This is a genomic window from Pseudomonas citri (assembly GCF_025336485.1).
GTDB classification, from domain to species: domain Bacteria; phylum Pseudomonadota; class Gammaproteobacteria; order Pseudomonadales; family Pseudomonadaceae; genus Aquipseudomonas; species Aquipseudomonas citri.
Window position 1 is genome coordinate 12,450 of sequence record NZ_JAODAB010000044.1, and the last position, 18,580, is coordinate 31,029.

17 protein-coding genes are annotated in these 18,580 nt (G+C 62.2%); 4 read left to right on the plus strand and 13 right to left on the minus strand.

Going from position 1 to position 18,580, the window contains the following annotated elements; genetic code table 11:
* The first annotated feature begins 54 nt into the window (after positions 1-54).
* Positions 55-1,059, plus strand: a complete 1,005-nt coding sequence (locus tag N4Q37_RS27100; protein WP_260963258.1) for an AraC family transcriptional regulator — start codon at positions 55-57, stop codon at positions 1,057-1,059.
* Here N4Q37_RS27100 and N4Q37_RS27105 read toward each other — a convergent pair.
* On the minus strand, positions 1,007-1,738 hold the full coding sequence (locus N4Q37_RS27105; protein WP_260963259.1) for a Crp/Fnr family transcriptional regulator: 732 nt from the start codon (positions 1,736-1,738) through the stop codon (positions 1,007-1,009). The two genes, N4Q37_RS27100 and N4Q37_RS27105, sit on opposite strands and share 53 nt — an antisense overlap.
* An 87-nt stretch (positions 1,739-1,825) precedes the next feature.
* Between N4Q37_RS27105 and N4Q37_RS27110 the strand changes: the two genes are divergently transcribed.
* A complete protein-coding gene (locus N4Q37_RS27110; RefSeq protein ID WP_260963260.1) occupies positions 1,826-2,350 on the plus strand; it encodes an Mpo1 family 2-hydroxy fatty acid dioxygenase in 525 nt (174 codons plus the stop codon).
* Between the two features lie 155 nt (positions 2,351-2,505).
* Here the strand turns inward: N4Q37_RS27110 and N4Q37_RS27115 are convergent, their stop codons facing one another.
* The 9 genes from N4Q37_RS27115 to dibA all read right to left on the minus strand — a co-directional run bounded on the left by N4Q37_RS27115 (position 2,506) and on the right by dibA (position 13,082).
* A complete protein-coding gene (locus N4Q37_RS27115; protein ID WP_260963261.1) occupies positions 2,506-4,728 on the minus strand; it encodes a GMC oxidoreductase in 2,223 nt (740 codons plus the stop codon).
* On the minus strand, positions 4,725-5,237 hold the full coding sequence (locus N4Q37_RS27120; protein ID WP_260963262.1) for a sorbitol dehydrogenase: 513 nt from the start codon (positions 5,235-5,237) through the stop codon (positions 4,725-4,727). Before N4Q37_RS27120 ends, N4Q37_RS27115 begins: the two co-directional genes overlap by 4 nt.
* Positions 5,227-6,597 carry a cytochrome C gene (locus N4Q37_RS27125; protein WP_260963263.1) on the minus strand — a complete coding sequence of 457 codons (1,371 nt, stop codon included), beginning with the start codon at positions 6,595-6,597 and terminating at the stop codon, positions 5,227-5,229. Before N4Q37_RS27125 ends, N4Q37_RS27120 begins: the two co-directional genes overlap by 11 nt.
* 233 nt (positions 6,598-6,830) lie before the next feature.
* Complete coding sequence (locus N4Q37_RS27130) at positions 6,831-7,820, minus strand: sulfate/molybdate ABC transporter ATP-binding protein (RefSeq protein WP_260963264.1); 990 nt, start codon at positions 7,818-7,820, stop codon at positions 6,831-6,833.
* A gap of 3 nt (positions 7,821-7,823) precedes the next feature.
* Complete coding sequence (cysW, locus tag N4Q37_RS27135) at positions 7,824-8,693, minus strand: sulfate ABC transporter permease subunit CysW (protein ID WP_260963265.1); 870 nt, start codon at positions 8,691-8,693, stop codon at positions 7,824-7,826.
* A 13-nt stretch (positions 8,694-8,706) separates the two neighbouring features.
* Complete coding sequence (gene cysT, locus N4Q37_RS27140) at positions 8,707-9,525, minus strand: sulfate ABC transporter permease subunit CysT (RefSeq protein ID WP_260963266.1); 819 nt, start codon at positions 9,523-9,525, stop codon at positions 8,707-8,709.
* A gap of 204 nt (positions 9,526-9,729) precedes the next feature.
* The gene (locus N4Q37_RS27145) at positions 9,730-10,743 is read right to left on the minus strand and encodes a sulfate ABC transporter substrate-binding protein (RefSeq protein WP_260963267.1); all 1,014 of its coding nucleotides are present in this window, start codon (positions 10,741-10,743) and stop codon (positions 9,730-9,732) included.
* A 103-nt stretch (positions 10,744-10,846) separates the two neighbouring features.
* Positions 10,847-11,029 (minus strand): sulfur starvation response protein OscA, encoded by a 183-nt coding sequence (oscA, locus tag N4Q37_RS27150; RefSeq protein WP_260963268.1) that lies wholly within the window; start codon positions 11,027-11,029, stop codon positions 10,847-10,849.
* A 145-nt stretch (positions 11,030-11,174) separates the two neighbouring features.
* A complete protein-coding gene (dibA, locus tag N4Q37_RS27155; RefSeq protein ID WP_260963269.1) occupies positions 11,175-13,082 on the minus strand; it encodes a phosphodiesterase DibA in 1,908 nt (635 codons plus the stop codon).
* Between the two features lie 145 nt (positions 13,083-13,227).
* Here dibA and desA point away from each other — a divergent pair, with 145 nt between their 5' ends.
* Together desA and N4Q37_RS27165 are read left to right on the plus strand one after the other, a co-directional pair.
* On the plus strand, positions 13,228-14,412 hold the full coding sequence (gene desA, locus N4Q37_RS27160) for a delta-9 fatty acid desaturase DesA (protein WP_260963270.1): 1,185 nt from the start codon (positions 13,228-13,230) through the stop codon (positions 14,410-14,412).
* 209 nt (positions 14,413-14,621) lie between these two features.
* Positions 14,622-15,611 (plus strand): GGDEF domain-containing protein, encoded by a 990-nt coding sequence (locus N4Q37_RS27165; protein WP_260963271.1) that lies wholly within the window; start codon positions 14,622-14,624, stop codon positions 15,609-15,611.
* 79 nt (positions 15,612-15,690) lie between these two features.
* Here N4Q37_RS27165 and N4Q37_RS27170 read toward each other — a convergent pair whose 3' ends face one another.
* The 3 genes from N4Q37_RS27170 to N4Q37_RS27180 all read right to left on the minus strand — a co-directional run.
* Positions 15,691-16,908, minus strand: coding sequence for a response regulator (locus tag N4Q37_RS27170; RefSeq protein WP_260963272.1), 1,218 nt, complete (start codon positions 16,906-16,908; stop codon positions 15,691-15,693).
* 135 nt (positions 16,909-17,043) lie between these two features.
* Entirely contained in the window at positions 17,044-18,321 is a 1,278-nt protein-coding gene (gabT, locus tag N4Q37_RS27175; protein WP_260963273.1) for a 4-aminobutyrate--2-oxoglutarate transaminase, read from the minus strand.
* Between the two features lie 172 nt (positions 18,322-18,493).
* The coding region (locus N4Q37_RS27180) for a hypothetical protein (protein ID WP_260963274.1) at positions 18,494-18,580 on the minus strand (87 nt) is incomplete at its 5' end.

Here is an 18,580-nt window from a genome sequence, read left to right on the forward strand (position 1 = left end):
CCCCGCAGGGTGTTAGCCGTAAACGCCAACCTGTCGATTGCAAGCCCTGTCGCCATGACTGAACCGACTACCCTCGCCAGCTGGATTCGCGCGCTGCGCAAACAGCTCGATGCACTGGGCCTGGACAGCCAGGCCCTGTGCCTTGGGGCCGGCCTGGACCCACAGTTGATGGACGATCCGAACGCCCGCTACCCGCTCTCGGCCACCACCCGCCTGTGGGCGTTGGCCGTGCAAGCCAGTGGCGACCCGGCGATCGGCCTGCGGGTGTCGCGCTTCGTCAACCCAACGACGTTTCACGCCATGGGCTATGCCCTGATTGCCAGTGGCAGCCTGCGGGAAGTGTTCGAGCGAATCGTGCGCTACCAGCCAGTGGTCAACGACGCGCTGACGCTGCAATTGAGTCGCACCGAAGATCGGTATCTCCTCAGCCTCACGGTGCCTTCCGGCCATCCGACGCCGGCCTTTGAAGCCATCGATGCCTTCACGGCGATTTACCTGCGCACCTGTCGCAGCCGGCTAGGCCGCGACTACGCGCCGCTGGCGGTGTACCTGCGGCGTCCGGAACCGGCAGACCCCACGCCCTGGCACAAGATGTTCCGCGCGCCGGTGCATTTCGCTGCCGGGCAGGATCGCCTGGAATTCAACCTCGTCGATTTCGACAGCCACCTGGACGACACCGACCCGGCGTCGGCCGAGCCCAACGAAACCACGCTCAAGCGCAGCCACATCCCGCTCAAGCCACTGACCTGGGAGCGCAAGGTGTGCACGGCCATCGAAGCCCAACTGCCCGAAGGCGAACCGAGCGCCGAACGTGTCGCCCAGGCCATGCACCTGAGCCTGCGCAGCCTGCAACGACACCTGGCCGATGAGGGCTGCCGCTTCGATACGCTGCTCAATGAGTGCCGGGAAAACCTGGCGCTGCTGCACCTGCGCGACCCGCAATGCTCGTTGAGCGAAGTCGGTTATCTACTGGGGTTCGCCGATGCCAGCAGCTTCAGCCGCGCGTTCAAGCGCTGGACCGGGATGACGCCGGGGCAGTTTCGTGACGGGTTGTGCTAGTAACCAGGGCTCGCAATCGCTCGATATCGATGATCTCGATCTCGCCATATCCCAGCCGGACGATCCCCTGGCCTTGCAGATCCTTGAGGACCTGGTTGGTGGTCTGGCGCGACAACGAGAGCATCAGCGCCAGCTGTTCCTGGGGCAGTGGCAAGACCCGGCGCGCCGGTTCGATTTCACCGTAGCCTTCGGCGATCAAGAGCAGGCGGTGGGCCACGCGAGCGGGGGCGGGCATCAGGCTCAGGTGTTCGAGGTTGATAAAGGTCAGGCGCAGTTTGTGGCTCATCAATAACGCGAGGTGCCGCCAGTAGAGCGGTTGCCCTTGCAGAAATGCCAGCAACGGCGCCTGAGGCACATGCAGCAAGGTACATTGACCCACCGCCACCGCATCATGGGTCCGCGGCTGGCCGTCGAACAGGCAGATCTCACCGAACCAGTGAGGCGCCTCCACCACGCTCAGCAGGGCCTCCTTGCCTTGTTCGTTCACCGCGCCGACCCGCACCGCACCTTCGAGCACCGCGTACATCCCGCAGGGCGGATCGCCGCGCTTGAACAACCGCTGCCCCGGCGACAAATGCCGAACCCGCGACATCTCCAGCAGGCTATCGTGTAACTCAGCAGGCAAATGGCTGTACCAGTGACCGGCCATCAGGTGCGAGTGCCAGGGGTGCGCATTCATGAAAACTCCGGGACAAGTGTCGGCTAACTGACAGAACGCCTCGTGGAACCGGGGCATCATGCAGGCATCCCCTCAGGAGGAACAACAATGAAAAGCCTCGTCGATCATCTCAGTCAATACGCGGCTTACCACCGCGACCCACGCAACATCGCCACTCATTTTGTCGGCATTCCGCTGATTTTCGTCGCCGTTGCGGTGCTGCTCTCGCGTCCGGGCTGGCCGGTGGGTGCAGTCCTGCTGTCGCCGGCGCTGCTGGTGGCGGCGGCGAGCGCCTGCTTCTACCTGCGCCTGGAATTGCGTCTGGGTGTGCTGATGACCGTGCTATTGGGCCTGGCCGTCTGGCTGGGCCAGACGCTGGCCGCACACAGCACCTCGGTGTGGCTGGGCGCCGGGCTGGGGATGTTTGTGCTGGGCTGGATCATCCAGTTTGTCGGCCACTATTACGAGGGACGCAAGCCGGCGTTCGTCGACGACCTGAGTGGGTTGATCGTCGGCCCGCTGTTCGTGGTGGTCGAAGCGGGTTTCCTGCTGGGGCTTCGGGGCGAACTCAAACGCGCCATCGAAGAACGCGCCGGCCCCGTTGCCTTGCACAACCCGCGCTCGGCGGCCTGAGCTGTTGCCAGGGTGAAACGACCTCTGTGGTGAACACCGGATGTGTGAGCCCCCGAGAATCCTGTGGGAGCCGAGCTTGCTCGCGATGACGGCGGTATTCCAACCTCGATGCAAGCAGGTTCACCGCTATCGCGAGCAAGCTCCCCACAACCGCTTTACAGCGTCCCGAACTCGACCCGGATCGTCAGTGCGCCCTGGTTATCGCTCAGCCCGGCCCCATAGCGCCCTGTCAGGTCATCATTGATGCACAACTGCAATTCCCCTTGTTGGCCGCTTGGAATCTGCCCCAGATCGCCAACCAGGAACGGCGTCCCACCGTCGCCAACCCGGCCGATCAAGGCTCCCTCCGCCGCACCGGGCAAGGTATAGCTGTCATAGTCGATGTGCCTCGAACCGCCATTGCCATCCACCCAGCCGCCTTGCGGGCTGGCGTACCACCGCCCACTGACGTAGCGCACCAGGCGCGGCACCACGGCGTTGATCTGCACACCCGTGCCCTGCCAGGGCTGGTTGGCCTGGACCTGCATCGTCACCGCCTTCAAGTCGTTGGCCACGGTGTCGCCGGCCTGGAACGCCAACGCCGCGATGGTCAGGCTCGGGTTCGAGGTGCCCGTGGTGGGGAATACCCCATCCCCCACCAGGAACAGGTTCTGGTGATCCCAACTGCGCTGGTACTTGTCTACCACCGACTTGGCCGGATCACCGCCCATGCGGTAAGTCCCCATCAGGTGCCCGGCGCCCTGGAAGCTATAGGGCTCACCTTTGTATTCGAACGTCCCTGGGCCAATGATGTCCGTCAGTTCCACGGCACCGAGCAGGTCCTCGATGATGTGGGTCGCCAGAATCTTCGCCTGCCGGAAACCTTCCTTGGTGTAGTCGGACAGGTCGTAGTGAATCTCCGGCCGGAGAATGCCGAGCCCGTCCTTGTAGTTATCCGTCGAAGGCACGATGTAGCTGCTGGACTGGTCGGGATGTTCCTCCACCTGTTCCACCAGGAAGGCGATCCGGAACTGGCGAATGAACAGGCCGTTGAGTCGGTTGATCAGTGCCGTGCCATACAGTGCCTCACTGGGCGGTGGCGGTGTCTCTTTGGAGGGCAACGGGTTGGTACGGCTGGTGTTCTTCCCGTCGATGAAATCGGCCACGGTGACGTACGGGTCGCCCACCGGCCAGTTCCAACCCTCATTGCCGATTTCGATGCGCCATGCCGCTCGCTGGTTGCGGAAATCGCCGTCACGCAAGCTCTCGATGCCCGCCGTGGACACCGGGCCCCGATACGGAAACACTGTCTTGCCTTCCGGCATCAGCCCCCACGCCAGGTAGATCGGATGGTCGGCCAGACTGCGCCCCACCTGGCCGCTGCTGTTGGCCACACCGTTGGGCCAGGCCGGGCTCTTGGAGTTGAGCAGCAATTTAGGGGTTTCGATGGCATGGGCGGCGATCACGTAACGCTGCCCGATGGCCACGCCGGTACCCGTCTGCGGCCCCTCGCCCAATTGATACTGAATGAACTCGACGCCATTGATGTTTTTATCCGGGCCCACCGTCACTTTGCTGGCGACGGTCCGGTACAGCACCCTGACCTTGCCGGTGGCCAGGGCCTTGTTCAGGGTCACGGTGGCGTCGTACTTGGCCTGAATCGGGCAGATCGGCGTGCAGTTGGTATTGCCCGCGCACACCCGGCGCCCGGCGTAAGGCTGGGCGTTGCGCCCGGCCGGCGTCGGGCTGACCACCAGTGGCAAGCCGTCGAAGGTCTGGCCGGTCACGGCGCTGACAAAACTGCCATCGACCAACGACAACGGGATACTGTGCATCGGGAAGGAATAACCCTCGGGGAAGGTCATGCCCAGGTAGGCCTGGTCGGCGACATTGGCCGACACGCCGATTTCCGCCTCCGCCCGGCAATAAGCGCTTTGCAGGTCGTCGTAGCCGATCGGCCAGTCCACGCCAACGCCGTATTTGCTCTTGAGGCGAAAATCGTTCGGCACCATGCGCAGGCACGTCCCGACCCAGTGCCAGGTCGTCCCGCCACCCACCCGCTCATAGGTACTGGTGAACGGCAGCGGGCCTTTTTGCACCAGATAGCTGACCGCCGGCTTGTTCCAGCCAACGATCAGGTCGGCGATGGTCGCCCGCGGAGCATTTTCCTTGGTCGGGTCACGCGGCGTATCCAAGGTCGACACTGGTGGGTAAGGGGATTCCGGGGTCTTCAGCGTGGCCGTGTAGAAACGCTCCAGGTATTGCGCACGGTTGGCCGGCACCTCCGGACCCGATTCGAGCACCAGCACCTCCACGCCGGCCATGCCCAACTGATAAGCAATGATGCTGCCCGCCAGGCCAGCCCCGACGATGACCACTTCTGCTTGTTCGGTACTCATGACGAGGCTCCTGGCTGCTCATTGGCTGCAACCCCGGTGTAGTCCTCGAGGCTGGGCGGCGTGGTGTTCCAATAGCCAAAGAACATTTCGCTATAGCCCATGGGATGGGCCTGGGCGATTTTCCAGGCCCAGCTCTGGATGTAGGCCTGGTCGGACACCACCATCGAATCGGTCGACTGGTAGCTGCCGGCGGCGTAGGGCTGATACCACACGCCCAGCAACCACAACTTCATGATCGAACGCGCAGCCAGGGCCGCTTGCGTGACGGCCGGTCGCGATCCGTCCATCAGTATCGTCTGGGCGATCTGGTCCGGGGGGACATGGTCCGCCGCCAGCGTGGCGTATTGGGTCAGCAAGCCATTGAGCACCTCAGGCGTGATACGCGGCGTGACGAACTCAAGGAAGAGCGGCGGCAAACCCACCTGGTCGATCGGCGGTGCCAGCCGATCGGTGGGGATGCCGGTCAGGGCCGATGACAGGCCCACGAAATTGTCCAGATCACTGCTCATGGTTGACTCCTTGTCCGCCAGTGGACTGCGCACGCTCAAGCAAGTAGGTGAAGTCCGCGAAACTGGTACGCGGGGATTCGGTGACATGGGTGGCCGCATTGCCGTGACACGCCATGCAACTGGAAGACGCCTGGGGCACGGTGCCCTGGATGTAGGTTTCCAGCGTGGCGTTGGCCAGGAACAACGGCGCAGGGTTGCCCAACGGGCTGGTGGCCGATATCTGGCAATTCGGCAAAGGCGCGTCTGTCGGCCATTGGGTGCTGATCAATTGATAGTTCGCCCAGACGCTCTTCGGATTGACCGTGCGCAACAGCGCCTGATAGGTGCTGTTCAGGCTTTTTGTCGCGTCGGTCAGTGGTATTTCGCGCACGATCTGCGAAGGCGTTGCCTTGACCGCCGGATTCCACGGACGGGGTGGCGGCTGGTTGATCGCGCTTTGGCTGGCGGCGTTATAGAACAGATACGGACCGACGCGCTGGGCGGGTGGTGTGGAGGCTTCCGGCACGTTCTTGACATGCTCGAAGGTCGACCAGACCCACTGCGCCGCACTGGCGGTCTTGTGCACGATGTGCAACCCCACCAGCCCGACCGGTTCGGACACGCACGACTCCTCGACAATCGGCCCATGGCTCGGGTCGCTGTTGCCCGGGGTGTAGACCAGCGCATCGACGGTGTGGAAATCCTCTCGACGGTCATTGGGCCCCAGCACCTTCCACGACGCCTTTACCATCAACGCACCGACCTGTTTCGTGTTGGCCGAGCCGCAGGCAAACGCCACGGTGTTAGTCGGTTTGGCAGCGAAGAATTTCTGCTGGCCTTCGATGCTGTACAAACCGTTGTCGACGATCCCGTCGAACATCGATCGATTGACCACGATTTCGTTGCGCGTGTAAGTGCCGTTCTGGTCCACCAGCGGGCCGCTCTCGAAAGGCTGGATGAACTCATCCAGCACATCCGGCACCTTGCCCATCTGCTGCAACAGCCGACCCGGCTTGAGTTGCTTGCACACTTCGGGAAGCGTCGCCGGCGCATCCCACGGCAGCGGCGCCTGGCCCTTGGCCCGGAAGATCTGATAGCTCTCTTTCCAGCTCTCCCACACCGTCGCACCGTCCTGCTGGCCGATGGTGGTGCCGGTATTCGGGTTACCGTTGTCCAGCGCCGGCCAGCTCAGGGCAATGAAGGTCTGCCACGACAGGTCATCGAAATTGGCTTGCAGGTTGGGCAGGGAAACCGGTTGGGTCACCGTGACATCGAAGGGAATCTGCGGCGACAACGAGGGGGCGGCGCTGGCGGCCGGGCCCAGCAAGACGCCTAACAACGCACAGCCAAGCGGGCCATGCCGACGGACTTCCACTTTCATGTTCTCTCTCCTTGGCATCAGGGCACCAGGAGAGATGACACCGGTCCTTCATGGACTCTTGCTTGCCTCCTGGCATGTCAGAGTCTAGGTAGGGTTTGGGCCGGGAAAAGGCGTTGGAGTAGAACCAATCGAAGCAAGTTAGGGCGGTGTTATTCGGATTCGGATCGCTGAGGACACCCTCGTCGGAACGCCGCCCGCAGCAGGCTTGCTTCAGGCGGCTTGCGACGATGCTGTTAAAGGTTCGAGACTTTCTGCCAGACCTTCGGTTTGAAGAACAGCGTCTCGCCCTTCGCCAGGCCCACCAGGCTGTCGTGATCCTTCACCACTTCGGCTTCGATCAGCTCGTTCTGGCCTTCCACCTTCAGCGTCACCCGGGTGGTGGCACCCAATGGGCGGATGTCGCGCACTTGCGCGGCGTGATGGTCTTCAAGCTCAGTACGCGACAGCGACACCTCATGGGGACGGAACAGCACATGCCGGTCCTCGCCCAGGTGCAGGCGGTTCGAGTCACCGAGGAAGTGGTACACGAAATCGCTCGCCGGGTTCTCGTAGACGTCGCCCGGCGAACCGATCTGCTCGATCACACCCTTGTTCATCACCACGATCCGGTCGGCGACTTCCATGGCCTCTTCCTGGTCGTGGGTCACGAACACCGAGGTCAGGTTGATGTCCTCGTGCAGCCGCGCCAACCAACGACGCAACTCCTTGCGGACCTTGGCGTCGAGGGCCCCGAACGGTTCATCCAGCAGCAACACCTTGGGCTCCACCGCCAGGGCGCGGGCCAGGGCGATACGCTGGCGCTGGCCACCGGACAGCTGCTCCGGGTAGCGGTCGGCCAGCCAGTCCAATTGCACCATGTTCAGCAGCTCGTGGACCTTGGTCGCGATCTGGCTTTCGTTCGGGCGCTGGTTCTTGGGCTTCATGCGCAGGCCGAAGGCAACGTTGTCGAACACCGTCATGTGGCGGAACAAGGCGTAGTGCTGGAACACGAACCCGACGTTGCGATCGCGCACATCGTGGCCGGAGACATCCTCGCCGTGGAACACGATGTTGCCCTGGTCCGGGGTCTCGAGACCGGCAATGATCCGCAGCAAGGTGGTCTTGCCGCAACCCGACGGACCGAGCAGCGCCACCAGCTCGCCGCTCTGGATGTCCAGGCTGATGTTGTCCAGGGCCTTGAAGGCGTGGAAATTCTTGCTGACGTTACGGACTTCGATCGACATGACTTATTCCTCCGCGGCGCTGGCGCGCAGGCGGTTGATGCGGTTTTCGCTCCACTGCTTGAGCAGCAGGATCAAGAGCGCCAGGATCAGCAACAGGCTCGCCACAGCGAACGCGGCCACGTGGTTGTATTCGTTGTAGAGGATCTCGACGTGCAGCGGCAGGGTGTTGGTCACCCCGCGAATGTGCCCGGACACCACCGACACCGCGCCGAACTCACCCATGGCCCGGGCGGTACACAGCACCACGCCATAGATCAGCCCCCACTTGATGTTCGGCACGGTGACATGCCAGAACATCTGCCAGCCATTGGCGCCCAGCAGGCGCGCGGCCTCTTCTTCCTGGGTGCCCTGTTCCTGCATCAACGGGATCAGTTCCCGGGCCACGAACGGCACGGTGACGAAAATCGTCGCCAGCACAATGCCCGGCAGCGCGAACACGATCTGGATATCGTGATCCGACAACCATGGCCCGAACAGGCCCTGGGCGCCGAACATCAGCACGTAGACCAGGCCGGCGATCACTGGCGACACCGAGAATGGCAAGTCGATCAGGGTCACCAACATGCTCTTGCCACGGAACGAATACTTGCTCACGCACCACGCCGCACTGACGCCGAACACCAGGTTCAACGGCACCGAGATCAGCACGGCGATCACGGTGAGCTTGAGCGCCGACAACGCGTCCGGTTCAAGGATCGCGACAAAGAACGCCCCCAGGCCCGACTTCAGGCCCTGGGACACCACGATGAACAGCGGCAACAGTAGAAACAGCGCAAAGATCAGCCAGCCGAGGCCGATCAGCACCCGCCGCGACGTCGCGCTGCCACGACGGGCGGCGTTGGTGGAGGCTGCGGTAATAGACGATTGGGACATTTTTCGCGCCTCCTTATGGGGTTTCGATGCGCCGCTGCAGCAGGTTGATCAGCAGCAACAGGACGAAGGAAACCACCAGCATCAGCACACCGATGGAGGTGGCGCCGGTGTAGTCGTATTGATCGAGCTTGACCATGATCAGCAGCGGCAGGATTTCGGTTTTCATCGGCATGTTGCCGGCAATGAAAATCACCGAGCCGTACTCGCCCACGCCCCGGGCGAAGGCCAGGGCGAAACCGGTCAGCCAGGCTGGCAGCAACGCCGGCATCAGGATGTGGCGGAACACCTGCCACGGCTTGGCGCCCAGGCAGGCAGCGGCTTCTTCGACTTCACGGGGAATGTCCGCCAGCACCGGTTGCACCGTGCGCACCACGAACGGCAGCGTCACGAACGTCAGCGCCAGGGTAATGCCCAGCGGGGTGTAGGCGATCTTGAAACCCAGGTCGGTGGCGAACTGGCCCACCAGGCCGGTCGGTGCATACAGCGCCGTGAGTGCGATGCCCGCCACGGCGGTGGGCAGGGCGAACGGCAGGTCGATCATCGCGTCGATGACTTTGCGGCCGGGGAAGGTGTAGCGCACCAGCACCCAGGCCAACAGCGTACCGATCACACCGTTGATGACGGCGGCGTACAGTGCGGTGCCGAAACTGAGCTTCAGGGCGGCCAGCACCCGTGGCGCCGAAACGATCGTCCAGAACTGTTCCCAGGTGAGTTGGGCGGCATGGACGAACATGGCCGCCAGCGGTATGAGCACAATCAGACTGAGGTACACCAGGGTGTAGCCCAGCGTCAGCCCGAAGCCGGGTATGACGGGTGAGATGCGACGCGACATAGAAGTCCTTGGTTAAAAACACTAAACATGGAAGCAAGACTGGGTGGGAGCAAGGCTTGCCCGCGATAGAGGCGACTCGGTTTCTGAAGGACCGCATCGCATCCATCGCGGGCAAGCCTTGCTCCCACAAAATCCCCTCACCACAAATTCGGTGTCCGGCTTTAGCTTGGCAACTGTAATCAGCTCATTCAGGCGTGTTTCAGCTTACTGCGCCTGATAGATCTGGTCGAACACACCGCCATCATTGAAGAATTTCGGTTGGGCGGTTTTCCAGCCGCCGAAGTCCTTGTCGATGGTCACCAGCTCCAGTTTCGGGAACTGCCGGGAATACTTGGCGGCCACGTCCTTGTCACGCGGGCGGTAGAAGTTCTTCGCGGCGATTTCCTGGCCGGCCGGGCTGTACAGGTGCTTGAGATAGGCTTCGGCGACCTCGGCATTACCCTTCTTCTCGGCGTTCTTGTCCACCACTGCCACCGGCGGTTCGGCGAGGATCGACAGCGACGGCACGACAATGTCGAACTTGTCGGCGCCACCGTCTTCCTTCAGCGCCAGGAAAGCTTCGTTTTCCCAGGCCAGCAACACATCGCCCTGGCCGTTGTTGACGAAGGTAATGGTCGAGCCACGGGCGCCGGTATCGAGCACAGGCACGTGCTTGAACAGCGCCTGTACGTAGTCCTTGGCCTTGGCCTCGTCACCCCCGTTCTCCTTCAGGCCATAGGCCCAGGCCGCAAGGAAGTTCCAACGCGCACCGCCGGAAGTCTTCGGGTTCGGCGTGATGACCGACACGTCGTTCTTGATCAGGTCGCCCCAATCCTTGATGCCCTTGGGGTTACCCTTGCGCACCAGGAACACGATGGTGGAGGTATAGGGCGTGCTGGCGTCGGGCAAACGCGTTTGCCAATCCGCCGGCAGGGATTTGCCCAACTTGGCGATTTCATCGATGTCCCCGGCCAGGGCCAAGGTCACCACATCGGCTCGCAAGCCATCGATCACCGCCCGGCCTTGCTTGCCCGAGCCACCGTGGGATTGTTGGATCTTCACCGTGTCGTCCGGGTGCGCTTTCTTCCAGAAGCTGGCGAACTCAGCGTTGTAGTCCTGGTACAGCTCACGGGTCGGGTCGTAGGACACATTGAGCAGCTCATAATCCTTGGCGACGGCGGAACCTGCGAAAACGGCACTGGCCAGCGCGGCCAGGGCATAGCGACGAATGGACGACATGGTGAAAGCTCCGGGAGTTCTTGGTTTTCTTATGACTTTAAAATCGTGAGGCCTGAAAGGATCTGTGGGAGCAAAGCTTTGCTCCCACAACAACCAACCTGTTTCAAGACGGCTTATGGCTGGGCTGCTGCAAGCGGAATTTTTCCTTGCGCTCGATCTGGACCACCTGGGCGTTGTGCACGGTGATCTCCACGGCCCCGAAGCGCAGATCGCGCAACGCGCTCTGGATCTCACGCAAGATGGTGGTTTCGTCCTGTCCGTCAACGCTACGTAGGGATGCGCTCATGCTGCTGCTCCTTTGAATGAATGCCTGGCAGTGGGCGGCACTGCTTGCGGCGTGGGAGCAATACTAGATAAGGCGAGATATTCTTAAAAAGACTATTTAAGAATTTTTATATAACCAAAACAGCATAAAGCAATGACACTGATCTTCAAGCAATGGCCGGCGCACAATCCCAGTCCAGTTGCGCCGCCGTCATGGGCCTTCCGAACCAATACCCCTGCCCCAACTCACAAGCCTGCTCCAGCAAAAACACCGCTTGCTCGCGCTGCTCGATGCCTTCGGCGTGCACCTGCATGCCCATGCTGCGAGCCAGGGCGATGATCACCCGGACGATCGCGGCGTCGTCCTCGTCCCATGGCAGGCCGGCGACAAAGCCCTGGTCAATCTTGAGCTTCTGCACCGGCAGGCGCTTGAGACGCAGCAGCGACGAATAGCCCGTGCCGAAATCGTCGATGGCCAGCCGTACACCCAACTCGCGCAAGCGATGCATCTGTTCCAGCGCCACCTCCGGCTCTTCCATCACCGCGCTCTCGGTCACTTCCAGCTCCAGGCAAGCCGGATCCAGTCCCGTGTCCTGCAACACCCTGGCTACCTGGTCGTACAGCTCGCGATGACCAAGCCATCGGCTCGAGACGTTGACCGCGACGAACGACAACGCCACGCCTGCCTCCTGCCAACGGCACATCTGCCGGCAGGCCTGGTCCATGACCCAGGCATCGATCTGGGCGATCAGCCCGGTGCGCTCGGCGATGGGGATGAACTCACCCGGCGAAACCAGCCCGCGCTTGGGGTGCTCCCAACGCACCAGCGCCTCGACGCCAACCAGGCGGCTGGTCGCCAGGTCATGCACCGGTTGGTAATGAACCCGCAATTCCTCGCGCTGGAGGGCGCAGCGCAAATCGAAGGCGATCTCGACCCGTTGCTGGGCGTGGGCGGTAAGCTCCTCGGTGTACAAGGCATAACCATCGCGTCCGGCGCTCTTGGCCTTGAACAACGCCGAATCAGCATTGCGCAGCAGTTGACCGGCGCTCAGGGCATCGGCAGGAAACAGGCTGATGCCGATGCTAGCGTTGATGAACAAGGCCTGCTCGTCGAGTCGCAACGGCTCCTTCAACGCATCGAGAATACGCCGGGCCAACACCGCCGCCTGCCCGGGCAAGGAGCAGTTTTCCACCAGCAGGGCAAACTCGTCGCCCCCCAGCCGGGCCAGCGTCACGCCCGGCGCAAAGAGCTCGCGAAAGCGCTCGGCGACCCTTTTGAGCAACTCGTCGCCGACGCTGTGGCCCAGGCTGTCGTTGATGTTCTTGAAGTGATCCAGGTCGACCAGCAGCAATGCGCAGCCGCGCTTGTGAAGCTGCGCCGACGCCAGGGCCTGCTCGGTGCGGTCGGAAAACAACAGGCGGTTGGGCAGGCCGGTCAGGGGGTCATGATGGGCCTGGTGCGCCAGTTCGTGTTCGGAATCCTTGAGCGCGCTGATGTCCGAAAACACCGCGACGTAATGACTGATCTCGCCGTTGTCGTCCTGGATCGCCCGGATCGTTTGCCATTGCGGGTAGATTTCGCCGCTTTTGCGCCGGTTCCAGATTTCGCCGCTCCACTCACCGAGACTGGCCAGGGTAGCAAACATATCACGGTAGAAAGCCGCGCCATGGCGGCCCGATTTGAACAGATTGGGGCGTTGCCCCAGTACTTCATCGCGTTCGTAACCGGTGATCGCGATGAAAGCCCGGTTCACGTGCACGATCAGACCGGTGCAATCGGTCACCAGCACCCCTTCGCGGGTGCAATCAAACACCGCGGCGGCTTGGCGCAGGCGCTCGCGATCGGCGCGGTGGCCGTCCCTTTCCAGAAATCGCGAGAGCCGCAACCGCGCCAGGAAGATCAACCCGGTGCTGACCAGTACCCAGATATAACCGTTGATCAGCACCCAGCGATGCTGGTCATCGGATTGATCGAAGAAACTGCTCAATAAATAACCAACCAATTGCAGCCAGACAACCGACAACACGAGGTAAAGCATGGCTGTGCGCATGGCGCTGCGTTGATGGGCCGTCATTGGTCGTCCATGTCCCTACAAAGAGATTGGGATTATAGAGGAAGAAACATCCTGCCACTCTTATCTGAAAGGCCGACTGGTTTTATCCGCAGGGGTGGAGATAATGCGACGGCTGTTTCTATCTTTATCGAGGGCCCTGCTGCCTATGTGGTACGAAGGTTTTCTTGGCTTGTCAGCATGGTCGCTGGTGGCCGTCACCCTGCTGATGACCCATGTCACGATCATTGGCGTCACGGTCTACCTGCACCGTTATTCGGCACATCGCTCCCTGGAGCTGAACGCCGGCCTCAAGCATTTCTTCCGTTTCTGGCTATGGCTGACCACCGCCCAGAATACCCGCGAGTGGACCGCCATCCACCGCAAGCACCACGCCAAGTGCGAAACCGTCGACGATCCCCACAGCCCGGTCATCAAGGGCCTGTCCACCGTTCTGCGCACAGGCGCCGAACTGTACCGCGCCGAGGCGCAGAACCCGGAAACCCTGCGCATCTATGGCAAGAACTGCCCCGAGGACTGGATCGAGCGCAACCTCTACAGTCGCTTCCCGCGACTGGGCGTGGCGATCATGGCGGTCATCGACCTGCTGCTGTTCGGCACGATCGGCATCACCATCTGGGCCATCCAGATGATGTGGATCCCCGTCTGGGCCGCCGGCGTGATCAACGGCCTGGGCCATGCCGTGGGCTATCGCAACTTCGAATGCCGCGACGCGGCGACCAACCTGGTGCCCTGGGGCATCCTGATCGGCGGCGAAGAACTGCACAACAACCACCACACCTACCCCAACTCGGCCAAGCTGTCGGTCCGCAAATGGGAGTTCGACCTGGGCTGGGCCTGGATCCAGGTATTCAGCTTCCTGCGCCTGGCCAAGGTCCAGCGCGTCGCACCCATTGCCCACCGGGTCGAAGGCAAGGGCCACGTGGACATGGACACGGCCATGGCGATTCTCAATAACCGCTTCCAGATCATGGCGCAGTACCGCCGGCTGGTCATCGCGCCGCTGGTCAAGCAGGAACTGGCGAAGGTCGATCACTCGGTGCGTCATCAGTTCCACCGGGCCAAACGCCTGCTGTCGCGGGAAACCAGTCTGCTGGACGACCGCCACCATGTGCGGATCCAGAACATGCTGGAGCACAGCCAGGCGCTCAAGGTGATCTACGAAAAACGCCTGGCCTTGCAACAGATCTGGATCAAGACCAGCAGTAACGGCCACGACATGCTCGCGGCCATCAAGCAGTGGGTCCACGAAGCCGAGGCCAGCGGCATCCAGTCCCTGCGCGACTTCGCCGAACAACTCAAGACCTACTCGCTGCGGCCTGCCACGGCCTGAGGCAAGGGAAGGGCTTGTGCGGCGAGGGGATTTATCCCCTCGCCACCAGTTCACCCCACGACTTACCCCGCTAAATCCCCCGCCCTTCGTCGCCCGAAAAGGAACTTCGCCCCAATTCCCCTATCTCAAGAGCACTTCGCCACCCAGGCGGGCTTTGGAGAAAGCGCGTGCGAACCTACAGCCCTGCACGCTCTTTGAGATTTGTGCCGATGGTCGATAAGAACCTACAGGATTCAACCCAACCTCATTGGCCCGAAGCGGCCCAGACCCTGATGGCGCTGATGCACGCCCAAGGCGAAGTCGCTCGCCTGAGCGAACGTGAGCAGCTGTTCAGTTCATTGCTGGTCAGCGTCAACGCCGTGCTTTGGGCGTTCAACTGGGAAACCCGGCAAGTGCTGTATGTCAGCCCCGCCTACGAGCGGATCTTCGGCCGGCCCGCCGGCCTGGTCCTGGCCGACTACAACGAATGGCGCGACGCAATCTACCCCGACGACCTTGAATATGCCGAACGCAGCCTGGCCGAGGTTTTGGTCAAGGGCGCCGTCGAAGACCGTGAATACCGCATCATCGCCGGCGACGGGCAAATCCGCTGGCTGAGCGACAAATGCTTCATCAACCGCCAGGCAGAACCTGGGCAGCCGGTGGTCGTGGTGGGTATCGCCGAAGACATCACCGAAAAGAAGTTGCTGGAAAGCGAACTGCAGCGACTGGCGACCACCGACGTCCTGACCCAAAGCAGCAACCGCCGCCATTTCTTCGAATGCGCCCACCGCGAATTCGAACAGGCTCGGCTACAGGAGATGCCGATGGCGTTCCTGTTGCTGGACATCGATGATTTCAAGGTGATCAACGACACCTACGGCCATCAGGAAGGCGATACCGTGTTGCAGAAAATCGCCGAGAGCGGACGCGCCGTGCTCAGGCGCGGCGATCTGTTCGGGCGAATCGGCGGGGAAGAGTTCGCCGCTGTGTTCCCCGGTTGTGCGCCGGACATGGCGATGCAAGTGGCCGAACGGCTGCAACGCGAGATCCAGCGCCTGACGTTCCGCTATGGCGAGCAGAGTTACGGGATCACCGTCAGCCAGGGCCTGACCGGCATCACCGCCGGGGACCAGAATCTCGACAGTCTGTTCGCCCGCGCCGACGCCGCCATGTACGAAGCCAAGCGCCAGGGCAAGAACCGCATCATCGCGGCTTGAAGCCAATCGCAGTGCAGTATTGAGCCCAGTCGCACCGCTGATCCCGTGGCAGCTTGCCCCACAGGGTCTGGTGGTGATGCTACTTGCGGCGCAACCGCGTCAACTCCGGTAACCCGATCTTCAGCAAACGCGCCGTGCGGCCACGGGCCAGTTCTTCCAGCCCTTCGTGGGCGGGCAGGCGTGCCAACTGTGCAGCCATGTTCATCACCAGGGCTTCACGGGAATAAACCCCGCCCCCCAGGCCATAGACCGCCGCAATCAGCTCCCGCAGCTCCAGCGGCAGACGCCAGCGGGTGCGCAACGCCGAGCCGAAACCAGCGCTGAAACGCTCCAGCGAATCCCCCACCTCTTCCGGTTCGTCCAGTTCGCCACCGGCCTGTTTCCACTCCTCCAGGCAACGCAACAATGCCAGGTCACCCAAGCGATGCAGCAGGCCGGCGCAATAACAGCGCTCCTGCTCCAGGTCCAGCAACCGCGCCATCGTCCGGGCGTATTCGGCAGTGTGCAGGGACAGTTCCCAGTAACGTTCGGCATAGTCCGCCAGGCACGGGACACTGAGCCGCGCACAGCGCTTGAGGGTCAGGCCGAGGATCAGGTTCATGCTCTGCCCGGTCCCTAGCTGATGCAGCGCCTGGGCCACGGTCTGCACCGGGGCGCCACCCTGGTGCTGGGCAGCACTGTTGGCCGCCGCAATCAACACAGCAGTGATTTGCGGGTCGGTGCGGATCTCCTCTTCGAACACTTTAAGGTCCAGGCCACCGGGATTGAGGCTGCGCTTGACCGCCTGTTGCACATCGGTCATCAACGGCGCGCCTTCGGACTGGTCACGACGACGCTCCAGGAAGGAGGGCAGGGTTTGTGCCGGCCCCGGCATCGGCACGTCGTGGGAAGAGGTTTCGTCGCTGCTCAGCAGCAACCCCTGCAAACGCTGGATCAGGTTTTCCCGGTTCAACGGTTTGGTCAGGTAGGCGGTCGGCGCCAGCGGCAAGACCTCGCGCACACTGGCGCTGTCGTTGCGCTGGCTGACCAGAATGAAGGGCAACGGCGGGGTACGCTGCTGCTGGCGAAGTCCACGCAAGAGGCTCAGGCCATCGACACCCGGCAACTCCCAATCGGCGATCACCAGATCGTAGGGATTATGCGCCAGCAGCTCCAAGGCCTGCCGCCCCTCGCTGCATGAGTCCACCTGGGCGTCACAACGTACGCTCGACAATGCCAGCTCAAGCAGCTCCCGAGATCCCGAGTCGGCTTCGGCAATCAACACCCGCGGCACAGCGGGCAAATCCACAGCAGTCATGCAGCATCGCTCCCTTGCAATACTTGCACCTTAGCCAATGAAGGCCGCTGCAAACAGTACAACAGCGTCCCAGCCATGAAAAAACCCGCCGAAGCGGGTTTTTTGTGGATCAACGCACAGCGCAGGACATGCCGATCAGAGCTCGGAGAAGCACTCTTCGAGGATCGCCAGGCCCTTGTCCAGTTGCTCGTCCGGCGAAGTCAGCGGCACCAGCACCCGCAGGACGTTGCCGTAGGTGCCGCACGACAGCAGGATCAAGCCCTTGTCGCGCGCCTTGGCCACGACCTGGGCCACTGCGGCAGCGTTCGGCTTGTGGGAGTCGCCGTTTTCGAACAGCTCCACGGCGATCATTGCACCCAGGGCACGCACGTCGCCAATCACCGGATACTTCTTCTGGATCGCCTTGAGACCGGTCACCAGGCGCTCGCCCACGGCCTTGCAGCGCTCCAACAGGTGTTCTTCTTCGAACACTTCCATCACCGCCAACGCCGCCGCACAAGCAATCGGGCTGCCCGCGTAGGTGCCGCCCAGGCCACCCGGAGCGATGGCGTCCATGTACTCGGCCTTGCCGCACACGCCGGCCAGCGGGAAGCCGCCGGCAATCGACTTGGCAAACGTGGTCAGGTCAGCGGCAACGCCCATCTGCTCCATGGCGAAGAAGGTGCCCGTGCGGCCGGCACCGGTCTGCACTTCGTCAGCAATCAGGAGAATGCCGTGCTGGTCGCACAGGGCACGCAGGCGCTTCATGAATTCCTTGGGCGCCACATAGAAACCACCCTCGCCCTGTACCGGCTCGATGATGATTGCCGCGATGTCACGCGGTTCGGCGTCGTTCTTGAAGATCCGCTCGATGCTGGCGATGGAGTCGTCGATGCTCACGCCGTGCAGTTCGTTCGGGTACAGCGCGCGGAAGATACCGCCAGGCATCAGGCCCATGCCGGCCGAGTACGGCACGACTTTACCGGTCAGGCCCAGGGTCATCATGGTGCGACCGTGGTAAGCGCCGGTGAAGGCAATCACACCGGCACGGCCAGTCGCAGCGCGAGCGATCTTCACGGCGTTTTCCACGGCTTCCGAACCGGTGGTGACCAGCAGGGTTTTCTTGGCGAAATCACCCGGAACCTTGGCGTTGATTTTTTCGCACAGCTCCACGTACGGCTCGTAGGCCAGGACCTGGAAGCAGGTGTGGGTCAGCTTGTTCAGCTGTTCGGTCACAGCGGCGATGATCTTCGGATGCACATGGCCGGTGTTCAGCACGGCGATACCGCCGGCGAAGTCGATGAATTCACGGCCTTCGACGTCAGTCACGGTAGCGTTCTTCGCCGAATCGGCGAAAATCGGGTGGATCTGGCCGACGCCACGTGGAACAGCGGCGATACGGCGGGCCATCAGATCAGCGTTAGTCTTGCTCATTACAGTCCTCTTCGCCGCTCATCGGTCGGCGTGGTTCAAGGATTACGCAGCGGGAAGTCAACGGCGGCAGCATGCGATGATCGACTGCCACGGCGTTCCCGGCCGCAGAAAAATGACACATTTGAAGCTGCGCAAAGGACAGCGCTCTCGTGCCCTTTGCGCTTGAAACAGATCAGATACCCAGGCAGAGGTATTTGATTTCCAGATAATCCTCGATGCCGTACTTGGAGCCTTCACGGCCCAGGCCCGAAGCCTTGAT

Bases quoted from the DNA above. Each gene is read 5' to 3' on its own strand.
- dibA (WP_260963269.1), bottom strand. From the start codon at position 13,082: ATGACGGCCCATCAACGCAGCGCCATGCGCACAGCCATGCTTTACCTC.
- N4Q37_RS27165 (WP_260963271.1), top strand. From the start codon at position 14,622: ATGGTCGATAAGAACCTACAGGATTCAACCCAACCTCATTGGCCCGAA.
- desA (WP_260963270.1), top strand. From the start codon at position 13,228: ATGTGGTACGAAGGTTTTCTTGGCTTGTCAGCATGGTCGCTGGTGGCC.
- N4Q37_RS27145 (WP_260963267.1), bottom strand. From the start codon at position 10,743: ATGTCGTCCATTCGTCGCTATGCCCTGGCCGCGCTGGCCAGTGCCGTT.
- N4Q37_RS27120 (WP_260963262.1), bottom strand. From the start codon at position 5,237: ATGAGCAGTGATCTGGACAATTTCGTGGGCCTGTCATCGGCCCTGACC.
- N4Q37_RS27170 (WP_260963272.1), bottom strand. From the start codon at position 16,908: ATGACTGCTGTGGATTTGCCCGCTGTGCCGCGGGTGTTGATTGCCGAA.
- oscA (WP_260963268.1), bottom strand. From the start codon at position 11,029: ATGAGCGCATCCCTACGTAGCGTTGACGGACAGGACGAAACCACCATC.
- N4Q37_RS27110 (WP_260963260.1), top strand. From the start codon at position 1,826: ATGAAAAGCCTCGTCGATCATCTCAGTCAATACGCGGCTTACCACCGC.
- N4Q37_RS27115 (WP_260963261.1), bottom strand. From the start codon at position 4,728: ATGAGTACCGAACAAGCAGAAGTGGTCATCGTCGGGGCTGGCCTGGCG.
- cysT (WP_260963266.1), bottom strand. From the start codon at position 9,525: ATGTCGCGTCGCATCTCACCCGTCATACCCGGCTTCGGGCTGACGCTG.
- N4Q37_RS27100 (WP_260963258.1), top strand. From the start codon at position 55: ATGACTGAACCGACTACCCTCGCCAGCTGGATTCGCGCGCTGCGCAAA.
- N4Q37_RS27130 (WP_260963264.1), bottom strand. From the start codon at position 7,820: ATGTCGATCGAAGTCCGTAACGTCAGCAAGAATTTCCACGCCTTCAAG.
- N4Q37_RS27125 (WP_260963263.1), bottom strand. From the start codon at position 6,597: ATGAAAGTGGAAGTCCGTCGGCATGGCCCGCTTGGCTGTGCGTTGTTA.
- cysW (WP_260963265.1), bottom strand. From the start codon at position 8,693: ATGTCCCAATCGTCTATTACCGCAGCCTCCACCAACGCCGCCCGTCGT.
- gabT (WP_260963273.1), bottom strand. From the start codon at position 18,321: ATGAGCAAGACTAACGCTGATCTGATGGCCCGCCGTATCGCCGCTGTT.
- N4Q37_RS27105 (WP_260963259.1), bottom strand. From the start codon at position 1,738: ATGAATGCGCACCCCTGGCACTCGCACCTGATGGCCGGTCACTGGTAC.